The sequence below is a fragment of the Nonomuraea solani genome, from assembly GCF_900108335.1.
In the GTDB taxonomy this organism is placed as follows: domain Bacteria; phylum Actinomycetota; class Actinomycetes; order Streptosporangiales; family Streptosporangiaceae; genus Nonomuraea; species Nonomuraea solani.
In genome coordinates this window covers 1-19497 of sequence record NZ_FNVT01000004.1, presented here as the reverse complement: position 1 = coordinate 19497, position 19497 = coordinate 1, and the positions used below count along the sequence as shown (strand labels likewise).

23 protein-coding genes, 2 tRNA genes and 1 pseudogene are annotated in these 19497 nt (G+C 70.1%); 19 read left to right on the top strand and 7 right to left on the bottom strand.

Annotation, left to right across the window (positions count from 1 at the left end; all coding sequences use genetic code 11):
* Positions 1 to 49 precede the first annotated feature (49 nt).
* A complete protein-coding gene (locus tag C4V41_RS15585; RefSeq protein ID WP_103956613.1) occupies positions 50 to 268 on the bottom strand; it encodes a hypothetical protein in 219 nt (72 codons plus the stop codon).
* Positions 269 to 359: 91 nt separating this feature from the next.
* Positions 360 to 491: a hypothetical protein gene (locus C4V41_RS65330; protein ID WP_268808606.1), complete on the bottom strand. Its 132-nt coding sequence runs from the start codon at positions 489 to 491 to the stop codon at positions 360 to 362.
* A gap of 92 nt (positions 492 to 583) precedes the next feature.
* On the opposite strand from C4V41_RS65330, the gene C4V41_RS15580 reads away from it, so the two are divergent.
* Positions 584 to 1246, top strand: a complete 663-nt coding sequence (locus tag C4V41_RS15580) for a flavin reductase family protein (protein WP_103956612.1) — start codon at positions 584 to 586, stop codon at positions 1244 to 1246.
* On the opposite strand, the gene C4V41_RS15575 is transcribed toward C4V41_RS15580, so the two are convergent.
* Entirely contained in the window at positions 1243 to 1749 is a 507-nt protein-coding gene (locus C4V41_RS15575) for an NUDIX hydrolase (RefSeq protein ID WP_103956611.1), read from the bottom strand. The genes C4V41_RS15580 and C4V41_RS15575 overlap by 4 nt on opposite strands.
* Before the next feature lie 95 nt (positions 1750 to 1844).
* On the opposite strand from C4V41_RS15575, the gene C4V41_RS15570 reads away from it, so the two are divergent.
* Positions 1845 to 2918: a calcium:proton antiporter gene (locus C4V41_RS15570; RefSeq protein ID WP_200824012.1), complete on the top strand. Its 1074-nt coding sequence runs from the start codon at positions 1845 to 1847 to the stop codon at positions 2916 to 2918.
* Here the strand turns inward: C4V41_RS15570 and C4V41_RS15565 are convergent, their stop codons facing one another.
* Both C4V41_RS15565 and C4V41_RS15560 read right to left on the bottom strand, forming a co-directional pair.
* On the bottom strand, positions 2919 to 3662 hold the full coding sequence (locus C4V41_RS15565) for an ABC transporter permease (protein WP_103956609.1): 744 nt from the start codon (positions 3660 to 3662) through the stop codon (positions 2919 to 2921).
* Positions 3643 to 4584 carry an ATP-binding cassette domain-containing protein gene (locus C4V41_RS15560; protein ID WP_103956608.1) on the bottom strand — a complete coding sequence of 314 codons (942 nt, stop codon included), beginning with the start codon at positions 4582 to 4584 and terminating at the stop codon, positions 3643 to 3645. The genes C4V41_RS15565 and C4V41_RS15560 overlap by 20 nt, the downstream gene beginning before the upstream one ends.
* Before the next feature lie 492 nt (positions 4585 to 5076).
* Between C4V41_RS15560 and C4V41_RS15555 the strand changes: the two genes are divergently transcribed.
* The 16 genes from C4V41_RS15555 to C4V41_RS15480 all read left to right on the top strand — a co-directional run bounded on the left by C4V41_RS15555 (position 5077) and on the right by C4V41_RS15480 (position 15662).
* Entirely contained in the window at positions 5077 to 6039 is a 963-nt protein-coding gene (locus C4V41_RS15555) for a GH25 family lysozyme (protein ID WP_160150291.1), read from the top strand.
* A gap of 32 nt (positions 6040 to 6071) precedes the next feature.
* Complete coding sequence (locus C4V41_RS15550) at positions 6072 to 6593, top strand: C40 family peptidase (RefSeq protein WP_103956606.1); 522 nt, start codon at positions 6072 to 6074, stop codon at positions 6591 to 6593.
* A gap of 80 nt (positions 6594 to 6673) precedes the next feature.
* Positions 6674 to 6904, top strand: coding sequence for a transposase (locus tag C4V41_RS15545; RefSeq protein ID WP_103956605.1), 231 nt, complete (start codon positions 6674 to 6676; stop codon positions 6902 to 6904).
* Between the two features lie 39 nt (positions 6905 to 6943).
* Positions 6944 to 7016, top strand: a tRNA-Thr gene (locus tag C4V41_RS15540).
* 105 nt (positions 7017 to 7121) lie between these two features.
* Positions 7122 to 8234: a sensor histidine kinase gene (locus tag C4V41_RS15535; RefSeq protein WP_103956604.1), complete on the top strand. Its 1113-nt coding sequence runs from the start codon at positions 7122 to 7124 to the stop codon at positions 8232 to 8234.
* Positions 8227 to 8883: a response regulator gene (locus C4V41_RS15530; protein WP_103956603.1), complete on the top strand. Its 657-nt coding sequence runs from the start codon at positions 8227 to 8229 to the stop codon at positions 8881 to 8883. The genes C4V41_RS15535 and C4V41_RS15530 overlap by 8 nt, the downstream gene beginning before the upstream one ends.
* 54 nt (positions 8884 to 8937) lie before the next feature.
* Positions 8938 to 9648: an ABC transporter ATP-binding protein gene (locus tag C4V41_RS15525; protein WP_103956602.1), complete on the top strand. Its 711-nt coding sequence runs from the start codon at positions 8938 to 8940 to the stop codon at positions 9646 to 9648.
* Entirely contained in the window at positions 9645 to 10427 is a 783-nt protein-coding gene (locus C4V41_RS15520; protein WP_103956601.1) for an ABC transporter permease, read from the top strand. The genes C4V41_RS15525 and C4V41_RS15520 overlap by 4 nt, the downstream gene beginning before the upstream one ends.
* Positions 10427 to 11125: an ABC transporter permease gene (locus tag C4V41_RS15515; RefSeq protein WP_103956600.1), complete on the top strand. Its 699-nt coding sequence runs from the start codon at positions 10427 to 10429 to the stop codon at positions 11123 to 11125. Before C4V41_RS15520 ends, C4V41_RS15515 begins: the two co-directional genes overlap by 1 nt.
* Before the next feature lie 143 nt (positions 11126 to 11268).
* Positions 11269 to 11342: transfer RNA gene (locus tag C4V41_RS15510), tRNA-Met, on the top strand.
* 71 nt (positions 11343 to 11413) lie between these two features.
* Positions 11414 to 11578, top strand: coding sequence for a 50S ribosomal protein L33 (rpmG, locus tag C4V41_RS15505; RefSeq protein ID WP_019632658.1), 165 nt, complete (start codon positions 11414 to 11416; stop codon positions 11576 to 11578).
* A 198-nt stretch (positions 11579 to 11776) separates the two neighbouring features.
* Positions 11777 to 12226, top strand: a complete 450-nt coding sequence (locus C4V41_RS15500; protein ID WP_103956599.1) for a MaoC family dehydratase N-terminal domain-containing protein — start codon at positions 11777 to 11779, stop codon at positions 12224 to 12226.
* 1 nt (position 12227) lies between these two features.
* A complete protein-coding gene (locus C4V41_RS15495) occupies positions 12228 to 12656 on the top strand; it encodes a MaoC family dehydratase (RefSeq protein ID WP_103956598.1) in 429 nt (142 codons plus the stop codon).
* 216 nt (positions 12657 to 12872) lie between these two features.
* The gene (locus C4V41_RS15490; protein ID WP_103956597.1) at positions 12873 to 13790 is read left to right on the top strand and encodes a hypothetical protein; all 918 of its coding nucleotides are present in this window, start codon (positions 12873 to 12875) and stop codon (positions 13788 to 13790) included.
* 42 nt (positions 13791 to 13832) lie between these two features.
* Positions 13833 to 14870, top strand: coding sequence for a UDP-N-acetylmuramate dehydrogenase (locus tag C4V41_RS15485; protein ID WP_103956596.1), 1038 nt, complete (start codon positions 13833 to 13835; stop codon positions 14868 to 14870).
* A 225-nt stretch (positions 14871 to 15095) separates the two neighbouring features.
* Positions 15096 to 15662 carry a TMEM165/GDT1 family protein gene (locus C4V41_RS15480; RefSeq protein ID WP_235030147.1) on the top strand — a complete coding sequence of 189 codons (567 nt, stop codon included), beginning with the start codon at positions 15096 to 15098 and terminating at the stop codon, positions 15660 to 15662.
* Here the strand turns inward: C4V41_RS15480 and C4V41_RS65840 are convergent.
* Both C4V41_RS65840 and C4V41_RS62945 read right to left on the bottom strand, forming a co-directional pair.
* Positions 15659 to 18508, bottom strand: a complete 2850-nt coding sequence (locus tag C4V41_RS65840; protein WP_327537332.1) for an ATP-binding protein — start codon at positions 18506 to 18508, stop codon at positions 15659 to 15661. The two genes, C4V41_RS15480 and C4V41_RS65840, sit on opposite strands and share 4 nt — an antisense overlap.
* 101 nt (positions 18509 to 18609) lie before the next feature.
* On the bottom strand, positions 18610 to 18756 hold the full coding sequence (locus C4V41_RS62945) for a hypothetical protein (protein WP_200824011.1): 147 nt from the start codon (positions 18754 to 18756) through the stop codon (positions 18610 to 18612).
* A gap of 199 nt (positions 18757 to 18955) precedes the next feature.
* Here C4V41_RS62945 and C4V41_RS15470 point away from each other — a divergent pair.
* Positions 18956 to 19497: pseudogene (locus tag C4V41_RS15470) on the top strand (deoxyribose-phosphate aldolase); the annotation flags it as partial.

Below are 19497 nucleotides of genomic sequence, written 5' to 3'. Positions count from 1 at the left end.
CTCCTGATGACCCGGACCGGCGTTTGGGGCCGCCGGCCCGGGTGATCCGTCAGCAGTAGTCGTAGATCTCTACCTGGCAGGTGCACTGGAGGCTGCTGTTCATGCAGCAGCTGTAGAGGTGGACGCGCGAGGCGATGACACCACAGCAGAAGTAGTTGCACCGGTTCGCGGTGGGCGGGCAGTTGACACAGGCCGCCGCGTGCGCCGTCGCCTTGGGCAGCAGGGCGTTGACGGTCTTGTCGGCGAGCCGTTGGAGCGTCTGGACCATGACTTCTCTCCCGAGACAGAGAACGATCTTCTCCCTGCCCGACTCTGCCAAAGCCCGGTGTGCTGCCGGTGTGGCTGCGGTGTGGCAGCGGTCAGCGGCCGGTGGCGCCGTCGATCCTCTCGCGGTGGGCGTCGAGCCAGGCGTCCGCGATCGCGCGTTCGTCCGCCTCCATCACGGCCAACTGCCGGTTGAGCCGGGTGATCGCCGGCGCGCGCCAGATCATCGGATCATCATCCCCGGGCCGGTCGGGCGACGTCGAGTGAGATGTCCGAATGGCGCCAGCACCCACCTCCGACGTGCCGCGACAGTTGTTCTATGAGCACTGTTGTCGACACGCACACCGCCATTGAGCCGAACATCCTCTACTTCGGCACCCCCGTCGTCCTGATCTCCTCCATGAACGAGGACGGCACGCCCAACCTGGCCCCCATGTCGTCGGCCTTCTGGCTGGGCTGGCGGGCCATGCTGGGGCTGGGCGCCCGGGCCCAAACGGCCCAGAACCTGCTGCGGACCCGCGAGTGCGTGCTGAACCTGCCGTCCGACGCGCTCGCCGGCGTCGTCGACCGGCTGGCCCTGACCACCGGGTCCGATCCCGTCCCCGAGCGCAAGTGGGCCCGGGGCTATCGGACCGTGCGGGACAAGTTCGGCCGCGCCGGGCTGACCGCCGTGCCGTCCGAGACGGTGGGCCCGCCCCGGGTGGCCGAGTGTCCCGTGGCGATGGAGGCCGTGGTCGAGAACCACCATCCGGTGGGCGAAGGGGTGCTGGCGTTCGAGGTACGCGTGCAGCGGGTCTGGGTCCACGAGGACATCCGCCTGCCGGGAACGGACGACCACATCGACCCCGACGCCTGGCGGCCGCTGATCATGAGCTTCCAGAAGTTGTACGGCCTCGGCCCCCAGGTGCACCCGTCCACCCTCGCCAGCATCCCCGAACGCTTCTACCGCAGCGCCGACCTGGAGCGGGCCAAGACCATCTAGCGCCCGTCCAGCAGCGCCAGCCAGGTGTTCCCGGCGCAGCGCCGCTCGATCTCCGCCACGGACAGCCAGTCGGCCCGGGTGCTCTCCGAGCCGGTCGGCGGGCTCGTCGGGGCGCCGGGGCCCGGCAGCACGGCCCGGAACATCGCCATGTACGTCAGCGACGGATACCGGTAGCCGGCCGGCGGCGGGTCGAGCAGTTCGATGCGCTGCCAGGCGAAGATCGACAGTGCGGAGGCCGGCAGGCGCAGCCCGGTCTCCTCGTACAGCTCGCGGACGGCGGCGTCGGTCGCGCTCTCGCCCGGCTCCAGGTGGCCGCCGGGAATGTCCCATCCGCGCCCTTCCCTGTCCACGCACGTCAGCAGCGTCCGCCCGGCCTGGTCCGACACGAAGGCGAACGCCGACGTCGTCTGCCCGGCGGGCGGCAGGGCGTCGGCGAGGAGCACGTCCAGGCGGTGCGTCACCGGGATCCAGGGCACCGTGCTGCTCGCCACCAGTCGCGTCATGGGCACTCCATTCCCCCCTAAAACGGATGTCACGGCATTATCAGGGTGAAAGCCAAAAAGGATGGGGTTGCGTAGAGTACATGATCCGAAACGCTGTGAAGTGGACTGTAGTCGTTCCCGGGCTGGCGCTGATCGCCCTGGCGGCCACGTGGGGGCGTGAGCTGCCGCCCGTGCTGGTGGCCGTGCTGGCGCTGCTGCTGGCCGGCGCCGTGCTGGCGGCCGTGCACCACGCGGAGGTGATCGCCCACCGGGTGGGCGAGCCGTTCGGGTCGCTGGTGCTGGCCGTGGCCGTCACGGTGATCGAGGTGGCGCTCATCGTCAGCCTCATGATCTCCGGTGGCCCGCAGACGGGGACGCTGGCCCGCGACACCGTGTTCGCGGCGGTGATGATCACCTGTAACGGCATCGTCGGGTTCTCCCTGCTCACCGTCACCCTGAAACGGCGGATCGCGGCGTTCAACGCGGAGGGCACGGGCAAGGCCCTCGCCACCGTGGCCACGCTGAGCACGCTCAGCCTGGTGCTGCCCACGTTCACGACGAGCGCCCAGGGGCCGGCCTTCTCCCCGGGGCAGCTCGCGTTCGCGGCCGTGGTCTCGCTGGCGCTGTGGGGGTTGTTCGTGCTGACCCAGACCGTACGCCACCGCGACTACTTCCTGCCGGTCGAGGTGGAGGGCCGGCCGATGACCGAGGAGGAGCACGCGCCCCGGCCCTCCGCCCGTACGGCGCTGGCCAGCCTCGGACTGCTGCTGGTGGCGCTCGTGTCCGTGGTCGGGCTGGCCAAGGTCGAGTCACCGGTGATCGAGGCGGCCGTGTCGTCGGCCGGGTTGCCGCAGGCCGTGGTCGGTGTGGTGATCGCGCTGCTGGTGCTGCTGCCCGAGACCATCGCCGCCGTCCGCGCGGCCCGGCGCGACCAGGTGCAGATCAGCCTCAACCTGGCGCTCGGCTCGGCGATGGCCAGCATCGGGCTGACCATCCCGGCCATCGCGGTGGCGTCGATCTGGCTGGAGGGACCGCTGCTGCTCGGGCTCGGCGCCACGCACATGGTGCTGCTGGCCCTGACGTTCGTCGTCTCCACGCTCACGGTCGTGCCGGGGCGGGCGACCCTGCTGCAGAGCGGGGTGCACCTGGTGCTGTTCGCCTCTTTCCTGTTCCTGGCGATCAGTCCCTGATCAGAGGCCCTTTCTCAGGGCTCGGTTGCCGAGATGGAGGCCGAGCGCGGCCAGGGCGATGGCGCTGGCGGTGCCGTACAGGATCGAGGGGTGGGTGAGGTCGCCGGAGAAGAGGGCGCGCTGCGCCTCCACGACGTACGTGACCGGGTTGACCTGCGCGACCGCCCGCATCCACGCCGGGGCGGTTTCGAGCGGGAGCAGCACGCCGGACAGCAGGAGCAGCGGGAAGAGCACCGACTGGGAGACGACGTAGAACAGCGTGCCGGACGGCGCCGACTTGATGGCCAGCACGTACGAGAGCGCGCCCAGCCCCACCCCGAAGATCATCAACTGGGTCAGACCGGCGAGCACCCCCACCGCGTGCAGCTCGAAGCCGAGCGGCAGCGCCAGCAGAATGATCAGCACCGCCTGCACGAGAAGGGTCAGCATGGCCTTCGCGCTCTTGCCGACCAGCATCGCCGTCCGGTTCAGCGGCGTGACCAGTATGCGCTCCATCGAGCCGCCGATCAGCTCGACCAGCAGCGTGTAGCCGGTGCTCATCGGGCCGGTCAGGCACATCATGACCAGGATCCCCGGCACGAACCACTGCCACGACGACCCGACCGCCCCGTCCAGCAGCGACCCGAACAGGAACAGGAACAGCAGCGGCTGCCCCATCTCGAAGAGCAGCCCGCCCGAGTCGCGCAGGGCCGGCTTGAACTCGCGGGAGAGGATGGTGGTGGTGTCACGCAGGAATGTCGTCATCGGTGAGGCTTCTCCCGGTGAGAGTGAGGAACACGTCGTCGAGGGTCGGTCGGGCGGTCTCGGCGCTGGTCACCTTGACGCCGGCGCCGTCGAGGGTCCTGAGATAGTCGGGCAGCGTGCCGGCCGCGTTGGCCACCCGCAGGCGCACGGTGGTGCCGTCGGCGCTCCCGCCGCTGATCCGGGCGGCCGTCTCCGCCTCCCGCTCGGTGCCGGTGGTGATCGTGATGTGGTCGCCGGCCAGGTCGTTCTTGAGCTGCGCGGCGGTGCCGTCGGCGATGATCCGGCCGCCGTCGATGATGACGACGCGCTCGGCCATGTTGTCGGCCTCCTCCAGGTAGTGGGTGGTCAGGAAGAGCGTGGTCCCGTACGTCTCGCGCAGGAGCAGGATGTGCCGCCAGATCTCCGCGCGGCTCGTCGGGTCCAGGCCGGTCGAGGGCTCGTCGAGGAACAGCAGGTCGGGACGGTGGATCAGGCCCAACGCGATGTCCAGGCGGCGGCGCTGGCCGCCTGACAGGGTGCCCGGCAGGCGCTTGGCCAGCGGCCGCAGGTCGAGCAGGTCGAGCAGCTCGTCGGCGCGGGCGGCGGCCTCGCGGGCGTGCAGGCCGTAGCAGCGGCCCTGGGTGATGAGCTCGTCGCGGACGAGGTAGTTCTCGCCCGCGCCGTTCTGCTGGCCGACGTAGCCGATGCGGGCGCGGACGGCCGCCGGGTCCGTGGCCACGTCGTGGCCGGCGATCTCGGCCGTGCCGGAGGTGGGGGGCAGGAGGGTCGTGAGCATGCGCAGCGTGGTGGACTTGCCCGCGCCGTTCGGGCCGAGGAAGGCCACCAGCTGGCCGGCCTCCACGTCGAGGTCGATGCCGCGTACGGCGGTCACGACCTGTTTCTTGACTTTGAAATCTCGGGACAGGCCCCGGGTGTGGATCATGGACGGTCTCCTCCGGGCATGACGAAGAAACCCCTGGTCGGGGCGGGATTCGAGGATCGGATCCAGTTTGCGCAGGGATGATTCGGTTTGGCAAACGCGAATGTGGTGTTCATATACGGCTCTGACCTGCGAAAACGCCGTCAGGAGCGGGTCTCGCGCGAGGACCGATTTCAGGGCCTTGAGGTGCGGTTTCCCCCTACGTCCGAAAGATTTTCGTGTCACCGTGCTCGGCACGGGTGAACCGGCCGTACTCGTCAACGGGCTGCCGGGATCCGGAAAGACCGAGGGCGATCTCAAGGAGACCCTCGCCGACGCACTCCCCGGGCCTGGTGGGACGGACGCGCGGGAGTGGAGCAGGCGGCCGGGGCCGGTCTATTGGCTGGATACCGCTAAAGCGGTTGATATTCCGGGACTTGCGGAATTGTGTGTCGCTCCGCAATGATCTCCGGCGTGAAACGTCTAGGGTTATTCGTGGTAATTGCTGTGGTCGGAATGACCGGGGTCGCCCAGGCGGACGATGGGGTTCCCGGGGTCGACGTCAGCAACTGGACGGGCGACATCGACTGGGCGGCCGTCACCTCGGGGGGCGGGAAGTTCGCGTTCGTCCAGGCCACCGAGGGCACCAACTACCGCAACCCGCGTTTCGAGGCCCAGTACGGCGGCGCGGCCGGGGCCGGGCTCGTCCGGGGCGCCTATCACTTCGCGCAACCGCACGAATCCGATGGGACGGCTCAGGCCGACTATTTCCTCCAGAACGGCGGCAACTGGGTCAGCGATGGCCAAACGATGCCGGGGGTGCTCGATATCGAGGACAACCCGTACAAGGACAAGAACGGTAAGAACAACTGTTACGACCTGTCCAAGGAGGACATGGTCACCTGGATCAAGGACTTCACCAAGAAGTACCGCGAGGCGACCGGCCGGCACGCGATCATCTACACGACCACGAGCTGGTGGCAGACCTGCACCGGGAACTCGACCAAGTTCAAGTCCAACCCGCTCTGGCTGGCCCGCTGGGGCGGTGAGCCCGGTGAGCTGCCGAAGAGCTGGAAGAAGCACACGTTCTGGCAGTCGGCGGACAAGGGGCCGCTGGTCGGCGGCGGTAACTCGTTCAACGGCTCGGAGTCCCAGCTCAAGGCGCTGGCCAACCCGCCCGCCGAGGTGCGGGTGTCGGGCGCGGCCAAGAGCAGGAAGACGTACACGGTCACGCTCTCCAACACGGGCCCGCACCCGGTCAAGGACATCAAGGTGTCGGGGCGGGCGTTCGGCGGGCAGCGCGTGGTCAAGGCGCCCGGGTGCAGGTACAGCGGCACGGCGGTGCTGTGCCAGGTCGCCGAGGTGGGGCGTGGGCAGAAGGTGACGCTGACGTTCACCACGAAGCCGAAGCGGACGCGGGGCACGGTGGGGATGAACGTGACGGTGGGCTCCGTAGAGCTGACCCTTAAGGCAGGATAAATCCCAAGACGTTCTGTTTTGGGGGTACGGGGATGGCACGGCGGTTAGCCGGAGTGCTCGCGCTGCTCCTGCTGGCCGCCACGGCCTCCGTACCGCTGGGCCTGTCCATGCCGCCGCTGATCGTACGGATCGCGTACGAGATCCAGCAGCGCCAGATCGTCTACTCCTGGGGCGGCGGCCACAGCGACAGCCCCGGCCCCTCGAAGGGCACCTGCCGGGGCTACAAGGGCCGGATCAAGCCCTGCCCGGCCGCCAGGACGCGCGGCCTGGACTGCTCGGGATTCACCCGCTGGGTGTACGCGATGGCGCACGGCAGGGACGTGCTCGGGCCTGGCAACACCAACGCCCACGTACGGAAGATGCGCCGGGTCAAGTCCGCCCGCCCCGGCGATCTGGTGTTCTTCGGGAAGATCACCAAGAGGTCTGTCAAAACCCACCATGTGGGCATCTACCTGGGCGGCGGAAAGATGATGAACGCGCCCGAGACCGGCGCCATCGTGCGGATTGATGAGATCGCGGCGAAGAGGAACTTCGCGGGTTTCTATCGCTACTGAGCATTCCTGCCGATTCGGTATGCCTGTAACGGATGTGGCGTGGCGAAAAATGAGAGACCCGGCGGATACTCTGTGCCGCTATGGACAGGCGATGGGTCGGTGTCGACGGCTACGAGGTCGTAGGCGTCGTGCGCGCGGGGCGGCAGGTGCTCAGGGTGCGCAGGAACGGGTGGATGGTCGCCGACTGCACCTCCGTCGCGGAGGTGGCCCGGCACGTCGATCTGGCGGATCTCTGCGAGGTCGTCGAGTTCCCGGCGCGGCGGCGGATCGAGGCACCGGCGGCGGCCGGAACCAGTTCGCATCATCGCTGAGTGCCGTGTATGGTTACACCTGTCCGCAGCGCCGGACAGGCCCCTATAGCTCAGTCGGCAGAGCGTCTCCATGGTAAGGAGAAGGTCAACGGTTCGATTCCGTTTGGGGGCTCGCACATCGCAGAGCACGACGCCCGGTCCGAATTCACTCGGAGCCGGGCGTTTTCGTTTCTCTGGCCGAAGTTCGTCCTCTGAGCGGCTGGCTAGGGTTCGTTCCATGAGCCGGCCCTGGTCCGACGCGAGCCCGTCCTCCGTCCGGTGGGACGTGGGCGTCGCGCTGCTGTGCGTGCTGGTGTTCTGGTTGCCGATCGACGCCGGGCGCGTCCCCTGGGCCCATCTCGGGCTCATCGCGGCGCTGATCCTCGGCATGACGCTCCGCTCCCGGTGGCCGCTCGGCGCGTTCGCCGTTGTCGCCGCCGCGACCCTGACGGGCGCCGCGCTGGGCGTGACGCAGGATCCGTTCGTGGCCGCGGCCTGGGTGCTCCATCGCGTGGCCCTGACCCGGGGCACGGCCCGCTCGCTCAACACCGTCGCCGTGCTGACCGGGGTGGTCATCGCGGGCGTCGCGTTCCTGGGGGCGGCCGACGCGGAGAACGCCGTGCGCTACACGATGCTGAGCCTGCTCGCGCTGGCCGGGTCCTGGGTGCTGGGCGGCACCACGCGGCGGGCGGCGCTCGAAACCGAGCACGCGATGCTGGCCGAGCGGCAGGGCGCGGTGACGGCCGAGCGGCTGCGGGTGGTGCGGGAGGTCCACGACGTCGTCTCCCACTCCCTGGGCACGATCGCGGTGACGGCCGGGGTGGCGGCTCGCGCGGATGACGCCGTACGCATGCGCGACAGGCTCGGCCAGATCGAGACGGTCAGCCGGGAGGCGCTGACCGAGCTGCGGACGACGCTGGGAGCCGTCCGCGACAGCGACGAGGTCGCGGAACGCCGGCCCCAGCCGGGCATCGACGACCTGCCCGACCTGGCCGGGCGCATGCGGGAGAGCGGGGTCGCGGTGACGCTGCACGTGACGGACGCCGGGGCGGTGCCCGCCGGGATCGGGCTGGCGGCGTACCGGATCGTCCAGGAGGGGCTGACGAACGCCGCCCGGCACGCCCCCGGCGCCCGCTGCACGGTGACGGTCGGCGGCGCGCCAGGCGCGCTGCGCGTCACGGTGACGGACGACGGCCGGAGCGCGGCGACGCCCGACGAGCCCGGCTACGGGCTCGTCGGGTTACGGGAGCGGGTCGAGCTGCTCGGTGGCACCTTCAGCGCCGGGCATCGGCCGGGAGAGGGGTTCGAGTTGCGTGCGGTCCTGCCGCTTCCGGAGGTGGCCGATGTCTGAGCCGATCAGGGTGCTGGTCGCCGAGGACCAGGAGCTGCTGCGGGCCTCCCTCGTGGAGCTTGTCGCCGGCGAACCGGGGCTGTCGGCCGCCGGCGAGGCGCGCGACGGCCGCGAAGCCGTCGAGGCCGCCACCCGGCTGCGCCCCGACGTGGTGCTGATGGACATCCGCATGCCCGTCATGGACGGCCTCGACGCCACCCGCGCCATCTGCGCCGCGCGGCCCGAGGTCAAGGTCGTCATCCTCACCACGTTCGACCTCGACGAGTACGTCTACGAGGCCCTGCGCGCGGGCGCCTGCGGCTTCCTGCTGAAGAACGCCGGCACCGACGAGATCCTGCGCGCCGTCCGCATCGCGCACGAGGGCAACGCCATGCTCGCCCCCGAGGTCACCAGACGCATGATCGCCGACCTCGCCGCCAAGACCGCACCCCGCCCGGCCGCCCTGACCGGCCTGACCGAGCGCGAGCGGGACGTCGTGGCGGCGATCGTGCGCGGCCTGTCCAACGAGGAGATCGCCGCCGCGCTCTTCCTCAGCCGCGCGACCGTGAAGACATACCTGAGCAGGCTCTTTCTCAAGCTCGGCGTACGCGACCGCACCCAGCTCGTCATCCTGGCCTACGAGTCCGGCTTCGTGGACGGCCTGCGCTAGCTGTCAACCTTTGGCCGATGCGGCTCCAGGGCCCCGCTTGGAACGCTGAGACGCGTGATCGAAATCGTCGGCCTCACCAAACGCCATGGCACGAAACTCGCCATCGGCGACGTCGCCTTCACCGTCGCACCGGGCCGGGTGACCGGGTTCCTCGGCCCGAACGGCGCGGGCAAGTCATCGACCCTGCGCATCCTGCTCGGCCTCGACCGCGCCGACGCGGGCACCGCGTTGATCGGCGGCAGGCCGTACCGGAAGCTGCGCGACCCGCTGCGCACGGTCGGCTCGCTGCTCGAAGGCAGCGGCGCGCACCGCTCCCGTACGGCGCGCGCCCACCTGACCTGGGTGGCGCGCAGCAACGGCATCCCGAAGAGCCGCGTCGGGCAGGTGCTGGCGGAGGTCGGGCTGGCGGACGTGGCGGGCAAGCGGGTCGGCACGTTCTCGCTCGGCATGGGACAGCGGCTCGGCCTGGCGGCCGCCCTGCTCGGCGAGCCCGAGGTGCTGGTCCTGGACGAGCCCATCAACGGCCTCGACCCGGACGGGATCCGCTGGATCAGGCGGCTGCTGAAGGAGTACGCCAAGGGCGGACGTACGGTGCTGCTGTCCAGCCACCTGATGAGCGAGATGGCCGAGACCGCCGACGACCTCGTCGTGATCAGCGCGGGCCGCGTCGTGACCACCGGCCCGCTGGGCGAGGTCACGGCCGGGCACGCCTCGCTGGAGGAGGCGTTCTTCGCCCTCACCGACCCCGCCGGGCGGCTGTCATGAGCCTGCCGAACACCATCGCCGCCGAGTTCAGGAAGGCCCTCACGCTGCCCTCGGCCATCATCGCGGCCGTGGCGGGCACCGCCATGACGCTCACGTTCACCGCCATGGCCGCCTCCTCGCGGCGCGCCAAGCTGGACGCGGGCATGGTGGACGACGGCTCGACCCTCGACCTCGGCCTAGAGATGTCCGGGCCCGGCGTCGTGGGCGTGATCGTGCTCGGCATCGTCCTCATCAGCAGCGAGTACACCGCCACCGGCAAGGACGCGGGCGGCGGCCGGCAGATCCTGGTCAGCCTCACGAGCACCCCGGGGCGCGGGCGGTTGCTCGCGGCGAAGGCCGTCGTGGTGGCGCTCGTCAGCGGGGTCGCGGCGGTGCTCACGATCGGTGGCGCGCTCGTGATCTCCCAGGCGCTGCTGGGGCGGCACGGCCACCCGATGGGGGCACTGCTGGAGGCGCTCGGCTGGCGTCCTCTGGGGGCCGTCGCGTACTGGGTGCTCATGGCGCTGATCGCGTTCGCCGTCGCCGTCATGACCCGCAGTGGGCTCGTGCCGATGGTGGCGTTCATCGTCAACACCACGTTCGTGTCGGTCACGTTCCTGCTGACCCGGGTCACCTCGCTGGCGAACTACCTGCCCGACGTGGCCGGGGCGCAGATGTTCGCCACGGGCTACCCGGCGGAGAACACCCTCGAACCGCTGGCCGGCGCCCTGGTCATGACCGCCTGGACGGCCGTGCTGCTCGGGGTCGCCGCGGTCCTGTTCGCGCGCAGGGACGCGTGATGACCAACAGCGCATGGAACACCGTCGCGGCGGAGCTGATCAAGCTCAGGACGTTGCCCGCCGCGCTGCTCACCGTCTGCGCGACCGTCCTCCTGGCGGGCGGGTTCGGCGCCGCCCTGGCCGCCGCCCCCTTCGACCGTCCGCTCTCCGCCGCCGAGGCGGCCCTGCGCGCCGTGGACTTCGTCCAGGCCGGGTTCCTTGTGCTCGGGGTTCTGTCCGTGGCCTCCGAGTACGCCGGCAGCCAGTCCCGCACCACGCTCACCAGCGTCCCCGGCCGCCTGCTGCTCCTGACCGGCAAGCTCGCCGCCTACCTGGCGACGGCCGCCGCCACCGCCCTGCTGACGGTCACGGGGGCCTGGGCGGGGGCCTGGCTCGCGGGCGGACAGGGAGGGGACGCCGCCGCCTTGGCGGGCGCGGCCGGGTATCTGGTGCTGATCGGCCTGCTGGCCCAGATGGTGACGTTTCTCACCAGGGACGTCATCGCCTCGCTGGGGACCGTGCTGGGGCTCGTCCTGGTCGTGCCGCCGTTGCTGGCGACCGTCACCGACCTGGCCGCGTATCTGCCGGGTGCGGCGGGGGCGCGGCTCTACCAGCCCGGGCCGGGGCTCACGCCGCTGGAGGGCGGGCTGGTGCTGGCCGCCTGGCTGGCGCTCGTCCTGGCCGCCGCCACCGTCTCGTTCACCAGGCGGGACGCGTGAGCGCGACCACCTCGTTCAATTGATTTCGGTTGTCGGGGGTACCTGAGGCATACTGGGGAGCACCCCACCCCGATCGGGTGAGTTACTAATGTGCTCACCGCGTCGGGTATCCTCTACGGGGCCGGGGTCTTTAATGGCCCAAAGGCGGAGTAGCTCAGTCAGGCAGAGCAAACGGCTCATAATCGTTGTGTCGCCGGTTCAAGTCCGGCCTCCGCTACTGCCCAGTCCCAGGTCGATCGGCCTGGGTACGGGCGTGTCCATGTCCCGAACGTAGAAAGGCACTCCCAAGTGGCTGCCACCGACGTTAGGCCTAAGATCACGCTGGCCTGCCAGGAGTGCAAGCACCGCAACTACATCACGCGGAAGAACCGGCGCAACGACCCGGATCGGCTTGAGCTGAAGAAATACTGCCCCAACTGCCGCTGCCACCGCGCGCACCGCGAGACTCGCTAGTCTCCGGGCAGGCCCCAACGTTCATAACGCACAACCGGCGTCCTCTGACAGGGCGCCGGTTTGTCGCGTCTACGGGGGCATACGGGATGGCCTGGTAAGGCTGTCCTCGCAAAGGAAACGCCATCACTCGGGACAGCCGAACCTTGTTCTGTTACCGTCGGGCTCAGCAGCGCTCGGACGGACTTGCGAGGAGCATCGATGGCCTTGAATCGCGACTTTCTGGGCAGAACCTACCCGCCCAGCGCCCCTTACGAGGTCAGCCGCGTGAAGATCAGGGAGTTCGCGGCCGCGATCGGTGACAACAACCCCCTCTACCGGGACAAACAGGCCGCCCAGGCAGCCGGATATCCCGACGTGCTCGCGCCGCCCACGTTCCCCATCGTGTTCGGCCTGCAGAGCGGCGGCGAGGCGCTGGTCGACCCCGACCTGGGGCTCAACCTCGCCATGGTGGTCCACGGCGAGCAGCGCTTCGAGTACATCCGTCCCGTCCACGCCGGCGACGAGCTGGTCACCACCGCCACGATCACCGACATCCGCAGCGCCGGGCGCAACGAGCTGCTGACGATCAGGAGCGAAGTGACGACCGTCGGGGGCGAGCCGGTCTGCGTGACCTACAACACGATCATCGAGCGCGGAGGGGCCGGCTGAGATGACCGACACGGTGAAGTACGACGACATCGAGGTCGGGCAGCAGATCCCGGCCGTGGACTACAACGTGCGCAGGCTCAATCTGGTCATGTACGCCGGCGCCTCCGGCGACTTCAACCAGATCCACTGGAACGAGCGCTTCGCCAAGATGGTCGGGCTGCCGGACGTGATCGCGCACGGGATGTACACGATGGCGCAGGCCGGGCGGTTCGTCACCGACTGGGCGGGAGATCCCGGGGCGGTGGTCGACTTCGGTGTGCGGTTCTCCTCGATGGTGGTCGTCCCCGACGACGACGAGGGCGCCACGGTGTCGGTCAGTGGTGTCGTGGAGGAGAAGCTGGCGGACAAGCGGGTGGTCGTCCAGCTCACCGCCAAGTCGGGCGACGCGCGGGTGCTGTCGAAGGCCCGGGCCGTGGTGCAGCTCGCCTGAGCCTGGTCGCCCTGGCCCTCGTTCTCACCACACGCGAACCGGTCTCTCTCCTTCGAGAAGGCGCCCGCCGGAGTGGAGAGAGAAGGGAAGTCGTGGTGACGGGCGGTGAAGGCGGCCCCGGATGATAGGGCGGGCGGCTTCCGGGTAGCGCTTTTCCCTATGAGTGATGCTGCGCGACAGGTATGGCCCACGGTCCGATCGATCCCTGTTTCCGCCGTGACCGACACCAAGCCCCCGGGACACCTGCGGGCCGCGCGGCTGGAACAGGTGGCGGGCAGCACCGGCTCCGGCCGCGACACCACGGGTGGCGCGGCGACCGGGGTCGGCACGTCCGGTACGAAGGGCACCCACGCCCGCCAGAACCCGGCCGCCGAGCTGGGCTTCTCCGGTGACCCCGGCCAGCACGGCGCCCCGGACGACGACATGCTGCACGCTCAGCGCGTCTGGGACGGCACGCTGGCCACGAACCGTCTCGACGAGCTGGGCGTCAACACCGAGCGGCAGCGCGTCGAGATCAAGGACGTCACCGCGACCGTGAGCGTGCTGGTGGACGGCCGGCCCGAGGACGTACGGAAGAGCGTGCAGTCGGTGCTCGACCACACCGACGTCCACGTGCTGGCCCTCGACCTGGGCAACGTGGACGGCGCCGGTGACGTGCTGCGTGAGCTGGCCGACCGCTATCCGGAGCGGATCACCGCCTGGCACGTCGCCGAACCGCCGCTGTGGCGAGGCGGGACGTCGACCTGGGGCGAGAGCAGGATGAAGCTCCTGCAACTGGACGAGTCCGAGGTCCAGGTGCTGATGGCGACGGACGTCATGCTGCGCGGCGACGCGCTGACCCCGCTGATCGCGGCCGTCGTGGAGGGCGCGGTGGCGGCCGGCTGGAAGGGCCTGGAGGAGGCCGACGGCGCGTGGCGGGAGGCGGGGCCCGGCAAGGTGCGGGCGCTGGGCAGCGGGCTCATGGCGGTACGCAGGGCGCAGGCCCTCACCGCCCTGCCCGAGGACGCAGAACACGGCACGAACGCCGACCGGGCCCTCTCGCTCGCGCTGCGGGGGGAGCTGTTCGTGCCCGCCGAGACGCTGCCGGTGACGCCGGTGAGCTCACACGAGCGCCTGGAGCCCCGCCCCGGGTGAGGGTGCCTCGGCAGGACGGCGGGCCTCATAAGCTAGGTGCTCATGGAGATGCTCGCGCCCTACACCACGCTGCGTCTGGGCGGCCCCGCCCGTGACTTCGCCGAGGCCACCTCGGCGGAGCAGCTCGTGTCCCTGATCGCGGAAGCCGACGCGAACGGCCTGCCCACGCTGGTGCTCGGCGGCGGCAGCAACCTCGTGGTGGCCGACGCGGGCTTCGACGGGCTGGTGGTCAAGGTCGCGACCGAGGGCGTGACCGTGTCACGCGACGGTGAGCAGGTCATCGTCACGGTCGAGGCGGGCGAAGACTGGGACCGGCTGGTGGTCCGCGCCGTGACGGAGGGCTGGTCGGGCATCGAGTGCATGTCCGGCGTTCCCGGGCTGGTGGGTTCGACGCCGATCCAGAACGTGGGCGCGTACGGGCAGGAGGTGGCCCAGACCATCCGGTGCGTCCGGGCCTACGACCGGCTGACCAGGCAGGTGGTGGACCTGGAGGCGCGGCAGTGCGGGTTCTCCTACCGCGACAGCGTGTTCAAGCGCGACCTGGCGCGTTATGTGGTGCTCGCGGTGACGTACGCGCTGGATATTTCGGAGATGTCCGGCCCGGTGGGCTACGCCGAGCTGGCCAAGAGGCTCGGCACCGAGGCCGGCGGCCGGGTGCCGCTGGCCGCCGCCCGGGAGGCCGTCCTGGGGCTGCGGCGCGGCAAGGGCATGGTGCTCGACCCCGGCGACCCCGACACCCGCAGCGCGGGCTCGTTCTTCACCAACCCTGTCCTGTCGCCCGAGGAGGCCGAGGAATTGGCCGGGCGGGCTCCCGGGCATCCGCACTGGGACATGCCCGGCGGGCTGGTCAAGGTGCCCGCCGCCTGGCTGATCGAGCAGGCCGGCTATCCGAAGGGCTACCAGCGCGGTCCCGTACGCATCTCGACGAAGCACACGCTCGCCCTCACCAACCCCACCGGCGCCGCCACCACCGACGACCTGCTGGCCCTGGCCAGGGAGGTGCGTGACGGCGTACGCGAGAAGTTCGGGGTCACGCTGGTCAACGAGCCGGTGCTGGTCGGCTGTGACCTGGGGGAATAGGCGCCCCGATGGGGCTGTTATGGTGGGAAGTGAATACCGAAGGGGAGTAGTCCCAATCGCGTGATCGACATACTGGCGCCTCACCGCGCCCGGTCACACGGGCCTTAACGGGCGGACGAGACCTTCGGCCTGGCAGCCCTATGAGAAAGACGCTGCCGGGCCGAAGTCATGCCCGAAAATCTCCTCAGGGTTCCGCTTCCGGCCCGGTCGCGCGGAAGAGGACCGTTGGAAGCGTTCTGGATCAGTCTCGGTGTCATCTTCGTGGCCGAGCTCGGTGACAAGAGCCAGCTCATGGCGATGACGTTCGCGACCCGTTTCAAAGCCTGGACCGTGATTCTGGGCATCACCATCGCCACGACGGTTGTGCACCTGGTGAGTGTCGCCGCCGGCGGGCTGATCGGAGACGCGCTGCCGACGACGGCCATCTCGGTGGTGGCCGGTCTGGCCTTCCTCGGATTCGCCGCCTGGACGCTGCGCGGCGACGAACTGACCGAGGAAGAGTCGCGGAAGGCCCAGCGCGTCACCAGGAGCGCCCTGATCGCGGTGACCGTGGCGTTCTTCCTGAGCGAACTGGGCGACAAGACCATGCTGGCCACGATCACGCTGGCGACGAAGCACGACTGGATGGGCACCTGGATCGGCTCGACGGTCGGCATGGTCGCGGCGGACGCCCTGGCCATCGTGGTGGGACGACTGCTCGGCAAGCACCTGCCGGAGAAGGTCATCCGGTACGGCGCCGCCGCCGCGTTCGCGATCTTCGGCGTCGTACTGCTCGCCGAGGCTCTTGTCTAGGACGACAGCAGTGACAACCGGTGGGCGGCCGCGGCTGCCTCGCCCCGGGTGGTGACGCCGAGCTTGGCCAGGATGTTGGAGACGTGCACGCTCACCGTCTTGGCCGAGATGAACAGCTCGGCCGCGATGTCCCGGTTGGTCCGGCCCTGGGTCACCAGGCGCAGCACCTCCAGCTCGCGCGGCGTCAGCAGCTCCGACGGCTCCTCCTGCAGCCCGCCCACCCGGCGCGACAGCGCCTCGATCTCCGCCACCAGCGGGGTCGCGCGCAACGCCCGCGCCAGCGGCAGCGCCGTCTTCAGGCGCGTGGCCGCACCCTCCCTGTCGCCGCTCCGCGCGGCCGCCGTGGCCGCGCGCAGCAGGGACTTGGCCTGGTTGTGCGGGCGGTGGAGTCGTTCCCAGGCCGCCGCCGCGGCGTCGAAGTCTCCGGAGTACGTCAGCCGGTAGGCCTCCGCGACCGGCCCGATGACCGACAGCCCGGCCGCCAGCTCGGCGGCCTGCGCCCGCAGCGCCGCGGTGCGGTCGGGGGCCGTGGTCTCGGCGGCGTCGCAGACCGTGCGCATCATGGCGAGCAGCCGCCAGCCGAGCATGGGCTTGCTCGACTGCTTGGGCCACGCGAGCACCCGCTCGGCCACGGCCAGCGCGTGCTCGGGCTCGCCCTTGGTCATGTGCCAGCTCATGTGCAGGCGGGCGTTGTTGGTGATGTCCTGGACGAACTCCTCCGGCCGGTCCTTCAGCACGCCGAGCTCCGACAGGATGGCCTCCACGAGCTGCAGCTCGCCTCTGGCCATGGCGATGTCGGCGCGCACGCGCAGCAGGGCGTAACGGTTGCGCAGGCCGGGGCCGAGGTTGAGCGCGGTCTCGACGCTCTCGATGGCCTCGTCCCAGCGGCCGAGCGTCTCCAGCGACTCGGCCCAGTTGTTCATGATGAACAGGCCGCTGCCACGGATGCGGCCGTATTTCTTGGCGGTCCGCCAGCCGGCCTCCGACATGCGCAGGGCGTCGTCCTCGCGGCCCATGTCGATCAGGGCGTCGATGGTGTTGCCGATCGCCCGGGTGATCAGCCGGCCGGACTGCTCCTCCCTGCCGATCTCCAGCGCCTGCTCGTTGATCCGGATCGTGGTGTCCATGTCGCCGTTGAGCGAGTGGCCGAGCGCCAGGTTCATCAGCAGGTCGGCTTCGAGGCAGCGGTCGCCGAACCGCCTGGACAGGAGCAGGCCCTCCTCGATGAGCTCGCCGGCCTCCTCGATGTGCCCGCGCAGCATCAGGTGGCGGCTCAGCGTCGTGACGACCTCGGTGCGGCTCGTGCTGGGCTCGGGGACGAGCCGCAGCGCGTGCCGGAGGTCGTCGATGATGCCGGCCTGGTTCTTGGCGTTCTTGAACGCCGTCCGCCGCACGATGAGCTCCGCGACCCGCGCCGGCTCCTCGATCTCGTCGAGCTGTGACAGGGCGGCCTTGACGAACTTGATGCCCTTCTCCACGTCGCCGCCGGCGTTGGCGGCCTCGGAGGCCCGTTCCAGCACGGCGGTGTGGTCGGCGCCGATGAGCTCGGCCGCGTCGGGCACCCGGTCCCAGAGCATGAGCACGCGTTCGAGCAGCGGGACGGCCTCGGTGTAGGCGAACGCCTTGAACGACTTCTGCGCGGCCTCCCAGGCGGAGATGAGAGCCCAGTGGTCGTTGCGGGCGCCGTACCAGTGGTGTGCCAGCTCGACGGCGGCGCGGCCCGGCGGGACGAGGCGGCGGTCCTTGGAGATCTCCTGGGCGAACCTGGCGTGCAGGCGCTGGTGCTCACCCGGCAGCAGCTCGTCGTGCACGGCCTCGCGGATGAGGGAGTGGCGGAAGACGTAGGCGCGGTTGTCGGCGATCTGCAGCACGTTGCCCGCGATGGCGGGGCGCAGCGCCGTCTCCAGCTCGATGTCGGACAGGCCGCTCACGGCCGCCAGCAGCGCGTGGCCGACCCGCAGGCCGCCCGCGGCGGCGACGCGCAGCACCCGCTGGGTCTCATCGGGCAGCCGTTCGACGGAGCCGAGGATGAGGTCCTGCATGGAGTCGGGGAACGTGCACTCCTCGCCGCTCTCCAGCATGGCCTCGACGAACAGCGGAATGCCCTCGCTGCGCTCGTAGACCTTCTCGATCTTGGTGTATTCGGGCGTCTTGCCGAGGATCGCGGTCATCTGCTGGGCGACCTCGTCACGCGACAGGCGCGGCAGGTCGAGCCGGAGCACGCCGTGGACGCGGCCCAGCTCGGCCAGCACCGGGCGCAGCGGATGCTGGCGGTGCAGGTCGTCGGAGCGGTATGTCATGACGATGAGCACCTGCGGGGCGCCCAGGTTGCGGCTGAGGAAGGCGATGAGGTCGCGGCTGGACCTGTCGGCCCAGTGGATGTCCTCGATGACGAGGATCGTGGGACGTTGCTCCGCGAGGCGTTCGAGCAACGTGAGGAACTGCTCGAAGAGGCGGGCGCGGCCGGTGTCGGTCTCGCCGTCGCCGGTGGGCTCGCCGAACTCGGGCAGCAGCCGGGCGAGATCGCGCTCAGCGCCCTCGGGCAGCAGCGCCGCGACCGCCGCGGGCCCCTGCTCCCTGACGAGTTGCCGGAGCGCGGCGGTGAAGGGCGCGTACGCCAGACCTTCGGTGGACAGCTCGACGCAACCGCCGAACAGCACGTGCGCGCCCCCGGCCGCGCACTGCTCGGCGAACCGCTGGAGAAGCCTGGTCTTGCCGACCCCCGCCTCGCCCCCGACCAGGACGGCGGTCACCGCACCCTTCCTGGCCTCCTGGAAGCTCTCGGCCAGGGCCGCGAGCTCCTCTTCCCGCCCGACGAAGACAGGACTGACAGAACGTCCCCGCATGTCATCCAGCATGTCATGCCTCATCGATTGCTTTCGACGGTTTTATGGGGGTGCAGAGGCCCGGCCACGAGGGAGGTTGTGGCCGGGCGCTCGTGGGGTGGTCATGAGGAACGACGCTTGCCGAAGAACGAGCGGCGCTCGGACTTGTTGTGCTTCTCGGCCTCGCGTACCCGCCGGTGCTCGGCGGCGGCCCGGCGCAGCTCGCTGGCCTGGTTCTTCATGAGCTCGTACTCGATCTCGGGATTCATGGTGTTTCTCCTGCTGTTTCGTGCTTCTTCCTGACACCCTTAAGACTCGTCCTAAGGCCGGGTACGCCACATCGGGCGGATGCCTTATCTCTGGTGCGCCACGGCGTACGACATACCTAGGACCTGGGCCTCGATCGCCCTAAGGTGGTCCGGTTTGGAGGTAGAGGCCCTGGTCGGCGATGCTGTCTAGGTGTCAACTCTGACTACTTCGCTCGCGGACGTCGCCTCGTCTGACGCGGCATTGCGAGCATTTCTGCACGGCCTGCCCGGGGTCGACCGGGTCGGCGCGGACCAGCGGGCGGCGATGCTGGGCACCCGTTCGATCAAGACCACGGCCAAGGCGAGGGCCATTGACCTGGCCATCTCCATGGTCGACCTGACCACACTCGAAGGGGCCGACACGGCCGGCAAGGTGCGCGCGATGTGCGCCAAGGCCGTGCACCCGGGCGGTGAGGCGCCCCGGGTGGCGGCCGTGTGCGTCTATCCCGACCTGGTCGCCACGGCCGTCGCGGCGGTGCGCGGTTCGGGGGTGAAGGTGGCCTCGGTGGCCACCGCGTTCCCGAGCGGGCGTTCCTCGCTGGAGGTGAAGGTGAGCGACACCGCGCTGGCGGTGGCGGCGGGCGCCGACGAGATCGACATGGTGATCGACCGGGGCGCGTTCCTGTCCGGCCACTACCTGAAGGTTCATGAGGAGATCGTGGCGGTGAAGGCGGCCTGCGGGGCGGCGCACCTGAAGGTGAT